Raw genomic sequence first — 17674 nt, forward strand, 5'->3', positions numbered from 1 at the left:
TCAAATGATGTATTACCATCATCGACGGAATGAAAGAATTTTATACTTATTGAGCTTTTTTCGCATACATATAAGCCGGAATCGTTGCCCATTTTGGCGTATTATGCTTAATCTTAGCTACGATTACGGTCATATCATCCTCGATTTTTCCAGAACGAGTTCGAATCACCTCTTCCATGATTAAATCTGCTACTTCTTGTGGATCATTGGTTTGCAATTCGGTAATTTTTCTTTTCATCCATAGCTCATGATTCTCGACATGGGAAGGCCCTTCAAATACTCCATCGCTCATCATAATTAATAGATCGCCCGCTTTTAATTGCTCGCTAACCATTTCAAATTCGAATTCTTTAATAATTCCTATTGGTAAATTGCTTGATTCAATTTTTATCACTTTATTTCCTCTTTTAACAAAACTAGGAATAGATCCGATTTTCAAAAATTTCGTGGCCGCATTTTGCAGATCAATAATCGCTAAATCAAGTGTTGAAAAAATTTCATCCGTCGTTCTCAGTGAAAGAATCGAATTAATCGACTTAATGGCTACTGTTTCATCAATACCTGTTTGTAAAATTTTTTGCAATAACCGAAGCGTTTCATTGCTTTCATTATGCGCTCTTTCTCCATTCCCCATCCCATCGCTGATTGCAATCGCATATTTTCCTGCGCCAAGCTCAATCATGGAATAACTATCACCAGAAACAAATCCCCCTCCTTTTGCTGCAAACGCTACCCCTGTTTCGACAACAAAAGCTTTCGTTGATCCGAATGCAACACGGCAATATCCATTTGGATAGGCGGCACACTCCTCTCTTTTGACAACAATGGTTTCATCTAAAATATCAGAAAGCATCGGCGCGATTAATTTTTCACATTCCCCTCGCCCCTCGCAATATGGAATGCTCATCTCAATATCAATATTTCCTTTTTCCAAACTATAAATATCAACATGCCCCACCTCGATGCCAAACTCCTGCAACGCGTGGAAAATTTGTTCCTCCTGTAAATAATGATTTTCGCGCTCCCGTTGAATCTCTTTAGCGAAATCTTCCATAACTTGCGAAACTCCCATAAGTTGTTCAGCCACAAGCTTGCGGCTCTCTTGAATTTGCTTTCGCAGTTTTTGATTAGCTTGATAAATCGCAACATCCTTTTCCATCACTTCAACCATTTTTTTGGCCTTCATGCAGTAGCGATCCCATTCACGCAAAAGTTTATGGTTTTGCATGAGATTTCCTGTCTCAGCCTCTGTCATAATCTGTTTCATATAATCATATGTTGTATCAAACTGTTGAGACCAGCATTGTTCTTTCCTAAAGCATGTTTGGCATGTTTTCTCAGCAATATTGCTAAGGAAATAGTCAACCTCTTTTTCGCTATATTCATGATCTGAAAGAAGCCGATCGCTAGAAAAACTGTTAGCCAATGCCTGAAACACACGGGAAAATTGCGAAACTCTCTGAGCAGTCACATCGCGCACTTTCCGCACATATTGCTGTTGTTCATTCATATACTCGACAGTGCCAGGTACATACTTGGCTACCTTTTCTATTAACGAGCTAGGAGTAAGCAGAAACAACAATGTCGCAACGCAAGATTCCAATATGGTTGGAACGACATCCATTTTTCCGTTTCCATACAATCCGATCAATAAAGTAGCAACAAGCATTCCAAAAGCAGCACCAATTTTCTTGCCTTCTTTCAATAAGCCGCCTAAAAGCCCAGCAAATGCAAGCAATCCCATTTCATATAAATTGTCCACATTCGCTAAGCTTAAAATCAGTCCTGTTACTACTCCTACTGTCGAACCAACTGTTGTACCTGCCACAAAAGCAAATAGTAATACGAGATAACGGGATAAAATATACTCAGCAGATAAATCAGATAGCTGCCAACCAATCGTACCTGTTAGCATCGAAGCAAGTAAAATAACGAGAGAAATAATTTCCTCAGATCTTAATGATTGCTTATATTTTTGCATGGTTAACAGAGGAATGCTTTGCAGAAAAATTAGAGTAAGGACAAACCCAAGACCAGCTTCAATCAAAGCCATGATATTTTCGTACATTGTCGGTGTACCCGATAAAAGGTAAATAACCGCCAATTTTGTAGAAAAAGAGAGACAAAATACAACAACAGGGAGCGTTTTCAGTGATTCATCAAAAAATTTCTTAATGAATGGATAGAGCAGCAAAAAGCTAACCATCCCTCCCAAAACAAACAACGCCGTTTCAAATGATACCGTTAGTGATCCTGCTACTAAAGCAATAAAAGCTAACCCTGCTTTTTCACGGCGCATCATATAAACAGACACAAAAAATGGCAAAGCAAATGGAATCAGCTTTGATAAAATGAGCGCGCGCCCAAGCAAAAAACCAATGACTAATAATAGAAATCCTTTATGAATAAACAAATGCCCTAACCTTAATTTCAAATGCTTCGTCCAACGTGAGAAAATAGCTGGTGTGTTGTTAAGCGGCACCTCTGAAATTTGGTTGATTAAACGACTTTCAATTCTTTCCACTTCCGAACCACTCCTTTGTTTTTTCTATTAGCCCTATTATATCTCCTGAATTATCAAAAATTTGTCAAAAAAGGAACGCTGTATAAAAAACTGTTCGACGAATTTCATGCTCACTTGCCATAATGATACAGGCTCTGCCTTGTTTGAAAAAAATAAAAAAGGATGCTTCCTATTGCTAGGAAGCATCCTCCTGTAGTGACCCGTACGGGATTCGAACCCGTGTTACCGCCGTGAAAGGGCGGTGTCTTAACCACTTGACCAACGGGCCTTATTTTTATGATAGCGGCGGAGGGAATCGAACCCCCGACCTCACGGGTATGAACCGTACGCTCTAGCCAGCTGAGCTACGCCGCCATATAACGACAATTATAATTTTAATTTTCTACCTTTCTTTTGTCAATATTTTTTTATCTATTTTTTGAATGCAAAAAGGAATATGGCCACTGTTCTGCCTTGCCTGTACTTACATAACAAGCATCGCTGTCTATCGCATGATGATCCCTGTATTCCTTGACAGAACAAGCCACATTTACGCATGTCAGCCGCTTGAGTTTGTATGACCTTCATCAGATGCGACATAGAAAAAGCATCCATAAGCTGGATGCTTCTATACGTTCATCATTTACTTATCTGCCCGATTATTATGGTAATTCAGCAGCAAGTCAACCGCGTCTCGCGCCACGACCTCCTCGTTTTGATTCAGTATGACGTTTTATAGAGGCTAAACGATCTTCGCTTTCTTTTAAAAAGCGGCTGATTTTTTGTTCGAAACTCTCTTTTGCGGCACGATCATTTACTTTCGTACGCGGGCGCTGTGAAGACTGCGATTCTTTTGCCTTTTTAATCGACAAGCCGATTTTTCCGTCTTTTTCAACATTAATGACTCTGACATCTACCACATCGCCGACTTTAAGATGGTCATTAATATCTTTTACATAATTATCGGCTACTTCGCTAATATGCACCAAGCCTGTTACGCCGTCTGGCAGCTCCACAAACGCTCCGAATTTTGTAATTCCCGTTACTTTGCCTTGTAACTTGCTGCCTACTTCAATTGACATAAAAAAAGTGCTCCTCCTTAATCATTAAAAAAGTAAAAATTATTTTCTTTATTATAACGAATGCGAAAAACAGGTGTCAATAAGCTCAATGCCCATGTCTTGAGGGATTCGCTGATTATTTTTTCGGAACAGCAAATATGATTTCCCCTTCTTTTGATAAATAATACTTTTTTCGGGCCAGTTCCGCAATATAGTCATCGTCATGCAGCTTTTTAATTTCGTCCTCCAATTGCTTTTGCTGCTTCTCCAACGCTTTTAATTGTTTCTCGAGCTTCTGCTGCTCTTTTACCTTCGCCTCAATATCTGCGGACTGAGAGTGGAGAGAATATAAAAATACAGTGGACAGCGCCATGAGCACCGCACATAAAAAAGCAAAACGAATAACAACCATACGCCGTCTTTTTGCCGTTTTCCTTTCTTTTTCTTCGTGTGCTAGAGCATATGAAGAATGAAGCTTTTTCACATTGTTTTTATGTAAAGCACTCACATTTTATACCTCCACTCCTATTTTCGGAATTTAGAGCTCCTTTTTATGATGATATTCTTGACTCTTTGCACAACTCCTGCCGCCCAATCAAAAAATTTAGCTATTTTCTCTCTTTGCTTAAGCGGAACCATCATCCAAAGCCATTTTATCAGCCAAAAAACAGGCATTAGCAAAAAAATGGCACAACGATAGAGCAGTTTACATGTCGAAAGAATCAATTTCCATATCACAAGCAAAAGCAGCAGTAATAGATGCAGAAGCCCTTGTAGAGGGCGAACCACTACATAATAGCATGTCCTGACAAAAAAGCGGAACAATGCTGTAAAAAAGCGGATTAACATTTCTAATAGCCGCAAATATAGGGCGCGCAACAAGCTTTGATAAGCGGCATAACCACATAAAATAGCTAAAAAAATATAAACTCGCAGTTCCCCTTCATTGACAAGCAATAATACATAAAAAATAATGAGACCTTGGAGGAGCCAGAATAAAACATCATTAATAAAAACGATGAAACGAGCCCGCTTCCGGCGTTGTAAAAAGCGGCTATATGTGTCGATCGACAGGCCGAGCCAACCGCCCATTCCAATCATAGCAAGCATCGTTTCGAGTTGAGTGGTTACACTCATTTGAACAACTTGCTAAAGAATCCTTTAGCTTTCTCCTGATGATGTTCATCTAAATAAATCAAATCGAAAATTTTCCCCTTGATGGAAACAATTCCTTTATCAACATCTAAGTTTTTCATTTGCAAGTTTTGTCCCCGAATAGACAAAAATCCCATCACTGTTTCCAACAAAAACTCTTCGCTGTCAAAGCTTTCTACCTGCTTGACACCCGTAATATCTAAAAGCCGGCGCCCCCGCATCACCACATCATGCTCTTGCACAGCTCCTTTATTGTTCATTCCTTCGTAATGTTGGCTCATATTCATCCCCCGCAATCATCTCACATTTGTACCATATGTATGAATGCGAGGGACATTTTAGAACAAGCTATCATCATTCATTTTGTGGGAGTTCCGCTTCGATACGCTCTTCCTTTATAATTTCATAAAGCTGCGACGCTTCTTCTTTTTTTGTCGTTTCTTTTAAATCAGTAATTTTAACAGTCAATTTTTTCTGTCCAAATTGAATCGTCACTTCATCCCCTATTTTCACTGTTGAGCTAGCCTTTGCAATGGTATCGTTGATCGCGATACGCCCTTGCTCTGCCACTTCTTTCGCTAAGGTCCGCCTTTTAATAAGGCGTGATACCTTCAAAAACTTATCAAGCCGCATTAGCCTTCCTCCTTTTATAGACCTTTCTCCTTTGCTTCCTCCCACCATTGATCAAGCTCTTGTAGAGATAGTGCCTCCATGCGCAAGCCGCGCGTCTTCACCTGCTCTTCAATATAAGAAAAACGACGGTAAAATTTCATATTTGTTGCCTGTAACGCCTCTTCCGGATTGATCTTATAATAACGAGCGATGTTGACAAGAGCAAACAATAGATCTCCGAACTCATTCATTTGCTTTTTCACATCTTGGTGTCCTTGCAAAAGCTCCTGTTTAAATTCTTGCATTTCTTCTTCTACTTTCTCCCACATCGGTTTTACGTCATCCCAATCAAAGCCGACTTTTGCTGCTTTTGCTTGAAATTCATAAGCCTTTAGAAGACTTGATAAACTTTTCGGCACTTGGTCAAGCAACGATACAGAACGGTCTTGTTTTTCTTTTTCCTTAATCAGCTGCCAATTTTGCAAAACTTCCTCTGCATTTTGTACCTCTATGTCTCCAAATACATGGGGATGGCGGCGAATCATTTTCTCCGTAATTCCTTTGATGACATCAAATATGGAAAAAAGACCCTCATCCTCACCAATTTGCGCATGCAGCATCACTTGCAATAAAACATCTCCCAATTCTTCAATGATGCCGTCATCGTCCTGCATATCAATAGCATCAAACAGTTCATATGCTTCTTCTAGCAAATATTTTTTTAATGATTCGTGCGTCTGCTTACGATCCCATGGACAGCCATTTGGTCCGCGGAGTGTAGCAATGACATGACGCAATTTCTCAAAACGATGATACAGCCACTTTTCTTCCTTCACAGGCGGAACGTAGACGCTCGTTAAATTGTTCAGCTCCGTAACACGATCCAGCTCATATAAAGGAACTTGAATCACTTTTTCTGCTGCCGTCCCTGCCGCTGTCACCACATAAACAGGATAATCATCTGGCAGTTGTTCCATTAATGTGAGTTTCACTTCAGAAGCAATGAATGAATCATATACTTGACAAAAAACAACGTGATTCGTTAACTGCCACTCCTCTTGCTGAAACGATGTTGCATCCAGAAGCTGAAAGCCTTCAATTGGATCGATTTTCACAGCGGCAAACAGCGGATCCAAAAAGCTTTGGCCCCCTGAAACCACCACCCGGCATTGCTGCTTTTGTTCAGCCTCTAATAAAAGCTGTACCGTTTTTTCTGCTACGAGAGGATGTCCAGGTACCGCATAATATACATCGCTCGTTTGCGCTTTGTTCAACAGTACACGAACAATCGCTTCATATACTTCTTCAAACGTTTCATATGTTTGATATAACTCATCAAAAGAGGTGGCCGAGACCCCTTCATCAATAAGTGCTTGTACAACCGGATGCTCTTTTGTGCGCAAAAAAAGTGGAGAAGCCGTTTTTAATTGACGGTAAATGCCAAGCGGCAATTGATCTATATCTCCCGCACCCAAGCCAAAAATAAAAATCGTATTCACTTTTCATCACCTATTTTGCCAAGAAATATGCATAATTTTTCTCCAAAAGGAAATAAAGCAATCTCTTTTGGAGAGAAAAGCTTTCCTCTTAAAATCATTATAATATAAACGCTTCCTCCAAGCAGCACGCCAAGCAATGCTTGACCTGTCGCTCCCAGCCGGCTTCCTCCCCACAGCTGCGTTCCCCACATATATAGTTTTAATGATACCACCATTATAAGCGCCGCTTTCATTACAGCATATACATCTTTCTTCCTAATAAACCAAACACCTATCTTCTTTCGTAATACTTGATACAGAAACAAAAACATCACGATGTATGAAAGCCAGGTAGCCCATGACGCTCCGGCAATTCCAAACATAGGGACAAACCAAAGATTGCCCAACCACTTACTAATAAACGCAATGAGTACGCCAATGACGGCAAATTGCTCATATCCAATCCCTTGTAAAAGGGCGGAAGCTGTAAGAGACATCGTGGTAAAAAAAATAGATAGCGATAAAATAGCTAATGGCCAAGAGCCGGCATCATTTTTGAACAGCATGATGTTGACCGGACGGATTAACGCAGCCAAGCCAAAAGCCGCACCGATACCGACAACAAGAGCAACCCGCAAGGTGACGTCTATTTTTTCTAAAATAAATGTCTCGTCCCCGCGTTTTTTCGCTCCTGCAATGAGCGGCACAAGCGTTAATGAGAACGACGTCGCAACAACGGTTCCTAGCTGCACAAGCGGCTGACCGCGATCATATACTCCTTTAAATGCTTTCGCAGCCTGCTCCTCTATTCCTTTTTCCATTAACAATGATAATAACGACATCGCATCAGCAAGTTGAGTAAGCGTTAGTGCCATATTGGCTATACAGATCGTCAATCCTTGTACAAATAAATACCGAATAACACTTTGAGCAGACAGCCTCGAAGCTTCGTAGAAATACAGTGAACGTGCGCTACGCAGCCAATACGCACTTAAAAGCAAAAGCGCTGCAAACCCTCCCGTCAACGATCCAAAAATAGCACCTGTTCCAGCTTCATACATGGTATGTCCCGTTTTCACTAAAAGATATGAACAGATGATAATCGTGGCTACTCGCACGGATTGCTCTGCTACTTGTGACAGAGCCGTTGGCATCATCTCATTTTTTCCTTGGAAATAACCGCGTAATACGGAAAGAAAGGGCAGGAGTAAAAATGAGAAAGAAATGGTACGAATCAGCGGTGTCAGCTTTTCATCTCCCATCCATCGCGCAATCCACCCTCCCCCTACGTACAACACACCGAAGCAAAGCAGGCCCATAACAGCTAAAAACCAGAATGAGACTTGCAAAACATAGCGAATTCCCGCTTCATTTTTTTCTTCTGCTTGCTCCGCTACAAGTTTAGAGATGACAACGGGATAGCCGTATGTAGCTAAAGCTATAACCATTGCATAAATCGGATAAACCTGCTGATAAATGTAGAAACCGATATCGCCTACAATATTTTGATAAGGGATACGGTAAAAAGCGCTCAATATTTTCGTTACAACGGCTGCAATAGCCAAAACAGTAGCTCCGCGCCATATGCTTGCATTTCGCGATTCACCATTTATAGCCATTTCGCTTCACCTTCCAACACTCTAAAAGCTAGCCCTTGCCATTATAACGCAAAAAGAAAAAGACAGCATAGCAGCTGCCTTTCTGAAGGAATAGAATGCTGTTTATTCAAAACAGCCCGCTCGCCTCAAAGCTCGTTGCATAAAGTACAAACATTCCTTAAGGGGATCACATTTTATTGGGCGTCCATTCTGTTTTAAAATCTCAAGCGCTCTTTTTAGCATACCCCGTAAACGATAACCCAATAGCAAGCAGGTCGACATTGATAGCCGTTATAACATTTGCCTGCTTTAGACATGCGAGCGGAGGCCATTCACGTGTTACCGCTCAAAATATAGCGATATCGTTTGTTAAGTAATCCACTTTATTTCATTATTGCTCCATTTGCCGCGCTAAAAAGCTTGCAGCAGTTTCCGCTGATTTGTGCTCTACTTCGCCAATCGTTTTGTCTTTTGATAAAATGACAACAGCTCCAATTGGATCCCCGTTCGCCACAATCGGTCCGATTGTATATGATTTCAATCGTTCTTCATGGCCATCGACAAGCTCCACTTCACTCTCTTCTGTATGGATCACAGACTGGCGCTCCTCCATTGCTTTCTCAATAAGAGAGCTTACACCTTTATTGAGAAATTCTTTTTTCGACACACCAGCTACGGCGATAAAGGTATCTCGGTCACAAATTAAAACCGGATGACCTAAGCTGTCAAACAATGCCTCTGCATATTCTTTCGCAAAATCACCAAGCTCGCTAATAGGCGAATATTTTTTTAATATAACCTCACCATCACGATCAACGAATATTTCGAGCGGATCTCCTTCTCGAATACGCAACGTTCTGCGAATTTCTTTTGGAATGACAACGCGTCCTAAATCATCAATTCGACGAACAATACCAGTTGCTTTCATCTATTGATGCCTCACTTTCATCTAAATTTAAAAATTACATCGATGAATCCTTCGTTGAAGAATTCACCATTGTTGTGATTAGTATCCTTCACAACCCAACTTCTATACACGATGAAAGTGATTTTTTCAATTTTAGATAAAATTCCCCAACCTCCATGATCGACAACATTCCTAAAAAATAAACATGAGATCCCCATGATGCTAGGTAAGCATTATGCTCAACTACTATTATAGATACATCTTGATACATCAACATTTGTCCCATGCGAACAAGGGATGATCCGATTGGAATGATCGGACAACCCAATAAAACCGCTTCCAGATAAATTCATTTATCTGGAAGCGGCTTGTTGGTTGGCTTTGGCGTCCCCGAGGCAGGTCGGTGACTTTTCTTCCGGTCCCGGATTTTTGTAGATAACGTTCGTTGATATTTATACAGCACAAGGGCAACAAATAAACCAAGTATATCCGACACCACGGGTAAACATGGGATGCTTAAGCTGTCACCGATTTTCCGTCTTTCTCATATACTAACTCTTTTAAGGTTTCATATAAGATGACCAGCCATTCCTGAGGCTTTAGCCCCTTTACATACAGCACAATTTTTAGCTTTGGACCTTCCATGCCAAATCCAAATATTCGTCCATATCTGTTTCCTATTTTCGATAAACGTTGGATTTGTACATCCTTAGAAGCCTGATCATTAAATAGTAAATCAATTTGTTGCTTATGCTGTTTAATGGACTCGACTCCATTTTGTTTTGCATATACCTTCATTTCAGCAATTTGGAATAAATAATCTACCTCATCTGGATATTCTCCAAAACGATCCAACATTTCTTCGCGAAGCTCCTCCAACTCTTCTAGGGTGCTGATCGCTTTAAAGCGTTTATACATATCAATTTTTTGCAAGCCATCAGAAATATACGTATCAGGAATATAAGCATCGATTTCGATATCGATTTCCACATCAGCTGGCTTTTCTTCTTGTTCCACTCCTCTTCGTTTTTCAATCGCTTCTTTCAGCATTTGTGAATACAAGTCAAAACCAACCGAGTCAATAAATCCATGCTGCTCAGCTCCCAGTATATTTCCGGCTCCACGAATGGATAAATCACGCATGGCAATTTTAAATCCCGATCCGAGCTCTGTAAATTCTTTAATTGCCTGCAGCCGTTTCTCAGCAACCTCATTTAATACTTTATCCTTTCGATACGTAAAATAGGCATACGCTACCCGATTTGAACGGCCAACGCGCCCTCTTAACTGATAAAGCTGAGATAGTCCCATTTTATCTGCCTCATATACAATCAATGTATTAACGCTTGGTATATCAACGCCTGTTTCAATAATTGTCGTCGTCACTAGCACATCGTATTGTCCCTCTAAAAATGCAAGAAGCACAGATTCCAGTTCGTTCTCGCTCATTCTCCCGTGCGCATATGTGACACGAGCGTCGGGTACAAGCATCGAGATCTCTTCCGCTCTTATATCAATATCTTCAATGCGGTTGTACAAGACAAATACTTGCCCATCTCTGGCAAGCTCTCGCTCAATGGCCTCGCGAATGAGCTCTGGTGTATGTTCCATCACATATGTCTGTACAGGAAAACGATTTTCCGGCGGAGTCTCAATAATGGATAAATCACGCACGCCAATCATGGACATATGCAATGTTCTAGGAATCGGCGTTGCAGTCAATGTTAGCACATCAATATTCGCTTTTAGCTGTTTGATTTTCTCTTTATGGCTTACACCAAACCGTTGCTCTTCATCAATAATGAGCAGCCCTAAGTCTTTAAAGGCTACATCCTTTGATAATAATCGATGGGTGCCAATCACAATGTCAACCGTGCCATTTTTCAATCCTTGGATCGTCTCTGATTGCTGCTTCCTTGTGCGAAAACGATTAAGCAGGCCAATTTCAATCGGATATCCTTGAAACCGCTCTCGAATCGTTTCATAATGCTGCTGAGCCAAAATAGTGGTTGGAACTAAAAAAGCTACTTGCTTTCCATCCATAATCGCTTTAAAGGCTGCGCGAAGGGCCACTTCTGTTTTTCCGTAGCCGACATCGCCGCATAATAAACGATCCATCGGCTTTTCGCTCTCCATATCCCGTTTAATTTCCTCAATAGAACGCAGCTGATCATCTGTTTCTTGATAAGGAAAGGCTGCTTCAAATTCGCGCTGCATTTCCGTATCTGGAGAAAACGCATATCCCTTGCTTGCTTCCCGCTCTGCATAAAGTTTAATTAAGTCTTCCGCAATATCTTGAACAGACGACTCAACCTTTTTCTTTACCTTTTTCCATTCCGAACCGCCCAATTTATAAATTTTCGGTTCTTTTCCCTCTGAGCCTACGTATTTTTGCACCTGATCAATTTGATCAACAGGAACATAGAGCGTATCGCTCCCTTGATATTGAATATGAATATAGTCTTTATGAATCCCATTGATTTCTAACGTCTCGATGCCTAAGTATTTACCAATCCCATGATTGACATGGACCACATAATCTCCTACTTGCAGCTCTGAATAGCTTTTAATTCGCTCTGCATTTGATAATTTCTGTCGGCGAGCTGGTTTTTTTGCCCGCTTTTTAAATAGTTCTTCTTCAGTAATGACCGCCAGCTTTTGCATCGGCAACTCAAAACCAGTGCCCAAGTCTCCTTGAATAATCTGGATCTTGCCATGCATCGGCAGCGCTCCTCCAGGCAAAGGAGAAGCATCCATCTCATAATCTTCCAAAACAGATTGTAATTTTCGCATTCGTTCTGCATTCGCAGCTAAAAAAACGATGGCGTATTTCGCCTTTTTCCATCTTTCTAGCTCCGCCTTTAGCAACGGCATTTGTCCATGAAAATTTTGCATTTGCTTGCAGGAAATATTGACGATATTTTGCGGATGAGTGTGCGGAACATGCCGTAAAAAGAGCGATAAATATAAAATCGGCCTTTTGTTTTTCTGCAATAGATCAGAAAATGAGTGAGAAACAAAAGCAGTATGAATCGTTTTACCCTCTGCAAGTAAACTTGTCTGCCACTCTGCTTCCTCTTCATCTAAATTTTCTGACGTTTCTTGCAGTCGGCTCACTTCATCAAGCAACAACAAACCGTTTTCTGGCAGATAATCTAGCAAACTAGCAGGCTGCTCATAAAAAAGTGCCGAATATTTATATGGCTGCTCAATTTCTTGCCCTTGCTTCAAGCGCTCGAGCTCATATGAAATATGCTCCAATAGCAGCTGCTTCGTTTTTTCATCTTTGACCTTTTGAAGACTTTCTTTTAATCCCATCTCAATGCGCTTGATTCCTTGCTGCAGCGCATCCCCATATACAAGTGTCTCATTTACAGGTCCGATTAAAACTTGCTGCACTTCCTCATGAGAGCGTTGATCGTCAACCGTAAATGTTCGAATCGATTCTACCTCTGTATCAAATAATTCCATTCGGTATGGCAATTCAGCTGTTAACGGATAAATATCAATAATACCACCGCGGATGCTAAATTCTCCCGGGGTTGATACAACGGACACACGCTTATATCCCATTTGAACAAAACGATGTTTATAAGCTTCAATATCGAATTCTTGCTCCACAGTAATTTTCAGTAAATTTTCTTTCCATAACGACTTTGGCGGCAATAAACGCCGCACCCCAGCAACAGGAGCAATCACAATTCCTCTTTTTTGCTCTGACCAATAATTCATGACCTCTAAACGCTGAGCCTTTAGTTCCGGGCTAGCAATGGCCATTTCTGCGGCAATCATTTCATTAACTGGATACAGAAACACTTCCTCTGATCCTAAAATTTGAACAAGATCATCATATATTTTTTGCGCTTGAAATAGGTTATGAGCAACAATAAGAAGCGGTCTTGCTGTTTCTTTATAAAGAGCAGATAAAAATACGGATCGAGCAGAGCCAGATAATCCTGTTATAAGCTGCTCTTTTAACCCCGCCTCAATTCCTTTCATGATCGATTGAATATCTTGGTTTTCGATAAAATAATGATGCAACGAACGCACCTTGCTCTCCCTCCTCTCGCAAAGCAATAAATGCAAAAATGCTTTGGTCACCCAAAGCGATCTACTGAATAAATTTTTCGCATTGATGCAGTTCCGGATTTCTCTCAAGCGCCTCATAGCAATCTTCACAAATCGTTTTTACATGAATTTCCCCGTTTGGAAGATAGGAGATCATATCTAATCGCTCTTCTTCTGTTAAATGGTGAAAGCCCAGTTGTTCACTATATATCGGCACTTGACTGATCGTTCCTATTTTTACTCCACAATGCCGACAATAATAGTGTAATGCCATATGGATAACCTCCTAACGGTCTCTTGCTCACATTCATTTTTTACCATTTAGGAGGATTTTATTCATGCATTAAATTCATTCATCACTTGCAAAAAAGGTTCGGTCATAAATTTTTCGCAAGCGTCAGCCGCACGTATGATAGCATGCTGAATATCCGGTTGTTCCTCGCTTATAAACCGTCCTAATACGTAATCGGTTACTTTTTGACCGTTTTGTGGACGGCCAATACCAATGCGAATCCGTTTAAATTGATCTGTGCCTAAATGATGGATTAACGATTTAATCCCGTTATGACCTCCGGCGCTTCCTTTTACCCGTAAACGAATTTTTCCTACTGGCAGATCTAAATCATCATAGATAACCAATAAATCATCTATATCCATTTTAAAATAATCCATCAACGGGCGAACACACTCGCCTGATAAATTCATATATGTTAGCGGCTTACATAATATGACTTTTTCTGTTCCTACTATGTGTGATGAAAACAGCCCATTAAATTTAGTTTGATTGTATGAAAGATTCCATCTTTTCGCAAGCTCATCGATGACCATAAATCCGACATTATGTCTTGTCTGTTCATATTCTCTCCCCGGATTTCCTAGACCGACCAGTAACTTCAATGCCTTTATCTCCTCTCTATATGACACGTTCTTTCGATCTTTTCATTTTCTTGGTGTAATCCCTTGTCACGATATCGCTCTCATGGAATGTGTCAACGCTACCCCAGCATCTGGACACACGAACACAAAGCCCGTGACGGCTGTCATCGGGATGGCGAACGTAAAATTTTCACTTTTTGCTGCGGATATCATAGCAGGAAAGCCAGCAGCCAAAAGTGCAGATCAACATTCGGCCGCAAAACAGACACACAACCCTACGTCAAATATTATCACAAAAGACGTAACCGAAATACGGTTACGTCTGTCATCATGATTCAGGCGTAGTTTCTCTCCCCTCTTCAGCTTCCGGGTGACCTGGTTCCTGTTGTTCGCCGCTATGAATTTCCTCTTCCTGCTTAGGCGGTAAAATCGAGGCAATCACTTCTTCCGACCCATGATTGATTTCGTACATACCACCTGTTTGCACATCGCCCACTGTAATGGTTTCACCAACCTGTAATGTGGAAATGTCAATATCAATTGAGGAAGGGATGTTGGCTGGCAACGCCCGAATCGACAGCTGATGTAAAGACTGCTGTAATACACCGCCATCTTTCACGCCAGCTGCATTACCAACTAAATGTACATTAACAGCCACATCAACCTCTGTTGACATATCAACGACTTGAAAATCGACATGAATAATCTCATTGCGAATCGGATCTTTTTGAATATCACGTAACAACGCAGAATGACTTTCACCATTTACCTTTAACGTGATTAAGCCATTTCGTCCTGCTTCGCGAACGGTTTTCAAAAAATCTGCCGCATTCATATAAACGACACGATTTTTCACATTTTTTCCGTAAAGTACTCCGGGAATATTTCCTTGTAATCGGATTTTGCGCAATCCAAAGCCTTGCCCTTCTGTACGCTCTTTTGCTTCGAGCACAGCCATGCGTCATCCTCCTCCTGTTTAAAGACTCTACGAATTACTTTGTCCTAAAACAGGAAGATTTAAACATCTATTTTTCTCAATCAAACAAGGCACTAATCGATTGCATTTCATAAATACGAATAATCGCTTCGGCAATCAACGGGGCTACTGATAGTTCTACAATTTTATCAATTTTCTTTTCTTCTGGAAGAGCAATCGAATTTGTCACAACAAGCTCTTTAATTTTTGAATTTTGAATTCTCTCAATCGCTGGACCTGAAAGTACCGGATGCGTACAACACGCATATACTTCACTAGCTCCATTTTCTACAAGTGCATTGGCCGCCAATGTTATCGTTCCAGCGGTATCAATAATATCGTCAATGAGAATGGCCGTTTTGCCTTCCACTTGTCCGACGATATTCATAACTTCAGCAACGTTTGGTTTAGGGCGGCGTTTATCAATAATCGCAATCGGAGCTTTTAACCGATCAGCTAACCGACGGGCCCGTGTTACTCCTCCATGGTCTGGGGATACGATCACGATGTCTTGAAGATTTTTGTTTTTAAAATAGTCCGCTAAAATTGGCACACCCATTAAATGGTCGATTGGAACATCGAAAAATCCTTGAATTTGTGGAGCATGGAGATCAAGCGTAATCACGCGAGAAGCCCCCGCCGTTTCTAGCAGATTCGCAACCAGCTTAGCTGTAATCGGCTCGCGAGAACGCGCTTTACGATCTTGTCTAGCATATCCATAGTAAGGCATAACGATATTAATCGTTTTGGCTGACGCCCGCTTCAGTGCATCAATCATAATTAAAAGCTCCATTAAATGTTCATTGACAGGGGCGCTGGTCGATTGGATAACAAATACATCTCCGCCGCGAATGCTCTCCTCAATGTTGATTTGAATTTCTCCATCACTGAATCGGGATACAGAGCATTTTCCCAATTGTACCCCAATCACTTGAGCAATTTCCTCTGCCAGCTTCATATTCGAATTTAACGAAAATAATTTTAGACTGGAATCAAGATATTGAGACATGATAAACCTCCATCAGGAATTTTTCTTGAAGTTAAGGCGATCCACATAATTTTCTTTATTAACCTGGCGGGCGCGAGCAATCGATAAAGCATTTCCCGGGACATCGTCTGTAATGGTAGAGCCAGCAGCTACATAAGCGCCTTTTCCAATGGTCACTGGAGCAATCAAGTTAGCATTGCAGCCGATAAATGCGCCATCTTCAATTTTGGTTAAATATTTATGCTTTCCATCATAGTTCACTGTGATAGAACCGCAGCCTAAATTGACATCTTCCCCGACCTCAGCGTCGCCAATGTAGCTTAAATGCGAAGCTTTGCTGCCTTTGCCAAAGGTGGATTTTTTAATTTCAACAAAATTGCCAATCCGAACATCATCGCCGATTTGAGACGATGGACGAATATGAGCAAAGGGACCAATCGTTACTTGATGTCCAATTTCACTGTCATGGGCAACTGAGTGACGAACCGTCGTGCCGTCACCAATCGAACAATCTTTAATTTCAGAATGAGGGCCAATGATACACTCTTTTCCAATCGTTGTTTTTCCTTCAATGATCGTACCAGGATAAATGATGGTGTCACGTCCAATTTCCGCTTCTGGTGATATATAGGTATGCTCTGGATCAATAATTGTCACGCCATTGGTCATATGCGCATAGTTAATCCGTTTGCGCATAATCGCCTCAGCTTGAGAAAGGGCAATGCGGTCGTTGATCCCTATTGTTTCCTCAAACGAAGGGGACTGATAAGCAGAAATGATTTCGCCTTTTTTTCTTAAAATTTCAATCACATCAGTTAAATAATACTCGCCTTGAACATTCTGATTCGATACATTTGTAAGCGCTTCAAACAATGCTTTGTTATCGAAACAATACGTTCCTGTATTAATCTCTTGAATAGACCGTTCCTCTTCTGTAGCATCTTTATGCTCTACAATTTTTTCTACGCTTCCTTCATCATTTCGGACAATCCGGCCATATCCGCTAGGATTTTCTGCAATTGCCGTTAAAATCGTCGCTTTAGCCTTGGTTGAAAGATGATGCTCTAATAGCGCTTTCATCGTTTCAGCCGTGATGAGTGGGGTATCACCGCACACAACAAGTGTTACACCTTCCAGTCCTTTCAAGTAAGGAGAAGCTTGCATAACAGCATGAGCAGTCCCTAGCTGCTTTTCTTGGAGAGCAAATTCGCTTTTATCACCGATTTGTTTTTTTACTTGTTCCGCACCAAATCCAACTACGGTAATTAACTTCTCAAGATCAAGCCGCGATACTTGATCGACTACATGCTGAACCATTGGCTTGCCGCAGACAGGATGTAAGACTTTATATAGGTTTGATTTCATTCTTGTTCCCTGTCCCGCCGCCAATATTATCGCGTATCGTTTTACCATAAACAGGGCCTCCAATTACCTTTTTATCCATAATTGAAT

15 protein-coding genes and 2 tRNA genes are annotated in these 17674 nt (G+C 40.9%); all 17 read right to left on the reverse strand.

Annotation, left to right across the window (positions count from 1 at the left end):
- Nucleotides 1-46: 46 nt before the first annotated feature.
- A complete protein-coding gene (gene spoIIE / locus GFC28_RS12655) occupies nucleotides 47-2524 on the reverse strand; it encodes a stage II sporulation protein E (protein WP_044743278.1) in 2478 nt (825 codons plus the stop codon).
- A 196-nt stretch (nucleotides 2525-2720) separates the two neighbouring features.
- Nucleotides 2721-2792 (reverse strand) — tRNA-Glu (locus GFC28_RS12660).
- A gap of 12 nt (nucleotides 2793-2804) precedes the next feature.
- Nucleotides 2805-2878: transfer RNA gene (locus GFC28_RS12665), tRNA-Met, on the reverse strand.
- A gap of 308 nt (nucleotides 2879-3186) precedes the next feature.
- Nucleotides 3187-3585 carry a S1 domain-containing RNA-binding protein gene (locus GFC28_RS12670; protein ID WP_044742015.1) on the reverse strand — a complete coding sequence of 133 codons (399 nt, stop codon included), beginning with the start codon at nucleotides 3583-3585 and terminating at the stop codon, nucleotides 3187-3189.
- Between the two features lie 115 nt (nucleotides 3586-3700).
- A complete protein-coding gene (locus GFC28_RS12675; protein ID WP_044742016.1) occupies nucleotides 3701-4072 on the reverse strand; it encodes an FtsB family cell division protein in 372 nt (123 codons plus the stop codon).
- A 17-nt stretch (nucleotides 4073-4089) separates the two neighbouring features.
- Nucleotides 4090-4701 (reverse strand): spore cortex biosynthesis protein YabQ, encoded by a 612-nt coding sequence (yabQ, locus tag GFC28_RS12680; RefSeq protein WP_044742017.1) that lies wholly within the window; start codon nucleotides 4699-4701, stop codon nucleotides 4090-4092.
- The gene (gene yabP, locus GFC28_RS12685; protein ID WP_044742018.1) at nucleotides 4698-5000 is read right to left on the reverse strand and encodes a sporulation protein YabP; all 303 of its coding nucleotides are present in this window, start codon (nucleotides 4998-5000) and stop codon (nucleotides 4698-4700) included. The genes yabQ and yabP overlap by 4 nt, the downstream gene beginning before the upstream one ends.
- A 73-nt stretch (nucleotides 5001-5073) precedes the next feature.
- On the reverse strand, nucleotides 5074-5352 hold the full coding sequence (locus GFC28_RS12690) for an RNA-binding S4 domain-containing protein (RefSeq protein WP_044742019.1): 279 nt from the start codon (nucleotides 5350-5352) through the stop codon (nucleotides 5074-5076).
- A 14-nt stretch (nucleotides 5353-5366) separates the two neighbouring features.
- Nucleotides 5367-6830 (reverse strand): bifunctional methyltransferase/pyrophosphohydrolase YabN, encoded by a 1464-nt coding sequence (gene mazG, locus GFC28_RS12695; protein ID WP_044742020.1) that lies wholly within the window; start codon nucleotides 6828-6830, stop codon nucleotides 5367-5369.
- Entirely contained in the window at nucleotides 6827-8428 is a 1602-nt protein-coding gene (locus tag GFC28_RS12700) for a putative polysaccharide biosynthesis protein (protein ID WP_044742021.1), read from the reverse strand. The genes mazG and GFC28_RS12700 overlap by 4 nt, the downstream gene beginning before the upstream one ends.
- A 370-nt stretch (nucleotides 8429-8798) precedes the next feature.
- Entirely contained in the window at nucleotides 8799-9335 is a 537-nt protein-coding gene (gene spoVT / locus GFC28_RS12705) for a stage V sporulation protein T (protein ID WP_044742022.1), read from the reverse strand.
- A 495-nt stretch (nucleotides 9336-9830) separates the two neighbouring features.
- Nucleotides 9831-13364, reverse strand: a complete 3534-nt coding sequence (gene mfd, locus GFC28_RS12710) for a transcription-repair coupling factor (RefSeq protein WP_044742023.1) — start codon at nucleotides 13362-13364, stop codon at nucleotides 9831-9833.
- A gap of 61 nt (nucleotides 13365-13425) precedes the next feature.
- Nucleotides 13426-13656: an anti-sigma-F factor Fin gene (locus GFC28_RS12715; RefSeq protein WP_044742024.1), complete on the reverse strand. Its 231-nt coding sequence runs from the start codon at nucleotides 13654-13656 to the stop codon at nucleotides 13426-13428.
- A 62-nt stretch (nucleotides 13657-13718) separates the two neighbouring features.
- Nucleotides 13719-14279, reverse strand: coding sequence for an aminoacyl-tRNA hydrolase (gene pth, locus GFC28_RS12720; RefSeq protein ID WP_044742025.1), 561 nt, complete (start codon nucleotides 14277-14279; stop codon nucleotides 13719-13721).
- A gap of 307 nt (nucleotides 14280-14586) precedes the next feature.
- Nucleotides 14587-15216 carry a 50S ribosomal protein L25/general stress protein Ctc gene (locus GFC28_RS12725; protein ID WP_044742026.1) on the reverse strand — a complete coding sequence of 210 codons (630 nt, stop codon included), beginning with the start codon at nucleotides 15214-15216 and terminating at the stop codon, nucleotides 14587-14589.
- A gap of 76 nt (nucleotides 15217-15292) precedes the next feature.
- Nucleotides 15293-16246, reverse strand: a complete 954-nt coding sequence (locus GFC28_RS12730; RefSeq protein WP_156450564.1) for a ribose-phosphate diphosphokinase — start codon at nucleotides 16244-16246, stop codon at nucleotides 15293-15295.
- A gap of 9 nt (nucleotides 16247-16255) precedes the next feature.
- Nucleotides 16256-17635, reverse strand: a complete 1380-nt coding sequence (glmU, locus tag GFC28_RS12735; protein ID WP_044742028.1) for a bifunctional UDP-N-acetylglucosamine diphosphorylase/glucosamine-1-phosphate N-acetyltransferase GlmU — start codon at nucleotides 17633-17635, stop codon at nucleotides 16256-16258.
- Nucleotides 17636-17674: the final 39 nt, after the last annotated feature.

This window comes from Anoxybacillus sp. B2M1, from assembly GCF_001634265.1.
Classification (GTDB): domain Bacteria; phylum Bacillota; class Bacilli; order Bacillales; family Anoxybacillaceae; genus Anoxybacteroides; species Anoxybacteroides rupiense.

Bases quoted from the DNA above. Each gene is read 5' to 3' on its own strand.
- GFC28_RS12670 (WP_044742015.1), bottom strand. From the start codon at position 3,585: ATGTCAATTGAAGTAGGCAGCAAGTTACAAGGCAAAGTAACGGGAATT.
- yabQ (WP_044742017.1), bottom strand. From the start codon at position 4,701: ATGAGTGTAACCACTCAACTCGAAACGATGCTTGCTATGATTGGAATG.
- yabP (WP_044742018.1), bottom strand. From the start codon at position 5,000: ATGAGCCAACATTACGAAGGAATGAACAATAAAGGAGCTGTGCAAGAG.
- GFC28_RS12690 (WP_044742019.1), bottom strand. From the start codon at position 5,352: ATGCGGCTTGATAAGTTTTTGAAGGTATCACGCCTTATTAAAAGGCGG.
- GFC28_RS12700 (WP_044742021.1), bottom strand. From the start codon at position 8,428: ATGGCTATAAATGGTGAATCGCGAAATGCAAGCATATGGCGCGGAGCT.
- spoVT (WP_044742022.1), bottom strand. From the start codon at position 9,335: ATGAAAGCAACTGGTATTGTTCGTCGAATTGATGATTTAGGACGCGTT.
- GFC28_RS12715 (WP_044742024.1), bottom strand. From the start codon at position 13,656: ATGGCATTACACTATTATTGTCGGCATTGTGGAGTAAAAATAGGAACG.
- GFC28_RS12725 (WP_044742026.1), bottom strand. From the start codon at position 15,216: ATGGCTGTGCTCGAAGCAAAAGAGCGTACAGAAGGGCAAGGCTTTGGA.
- glmU (WP_044742028.1), bottom strand. From the start codon at position 17,635: ATGGTAAAACGATACGCGATAATATTGGCGGCGGGACAGGGAACAAGA.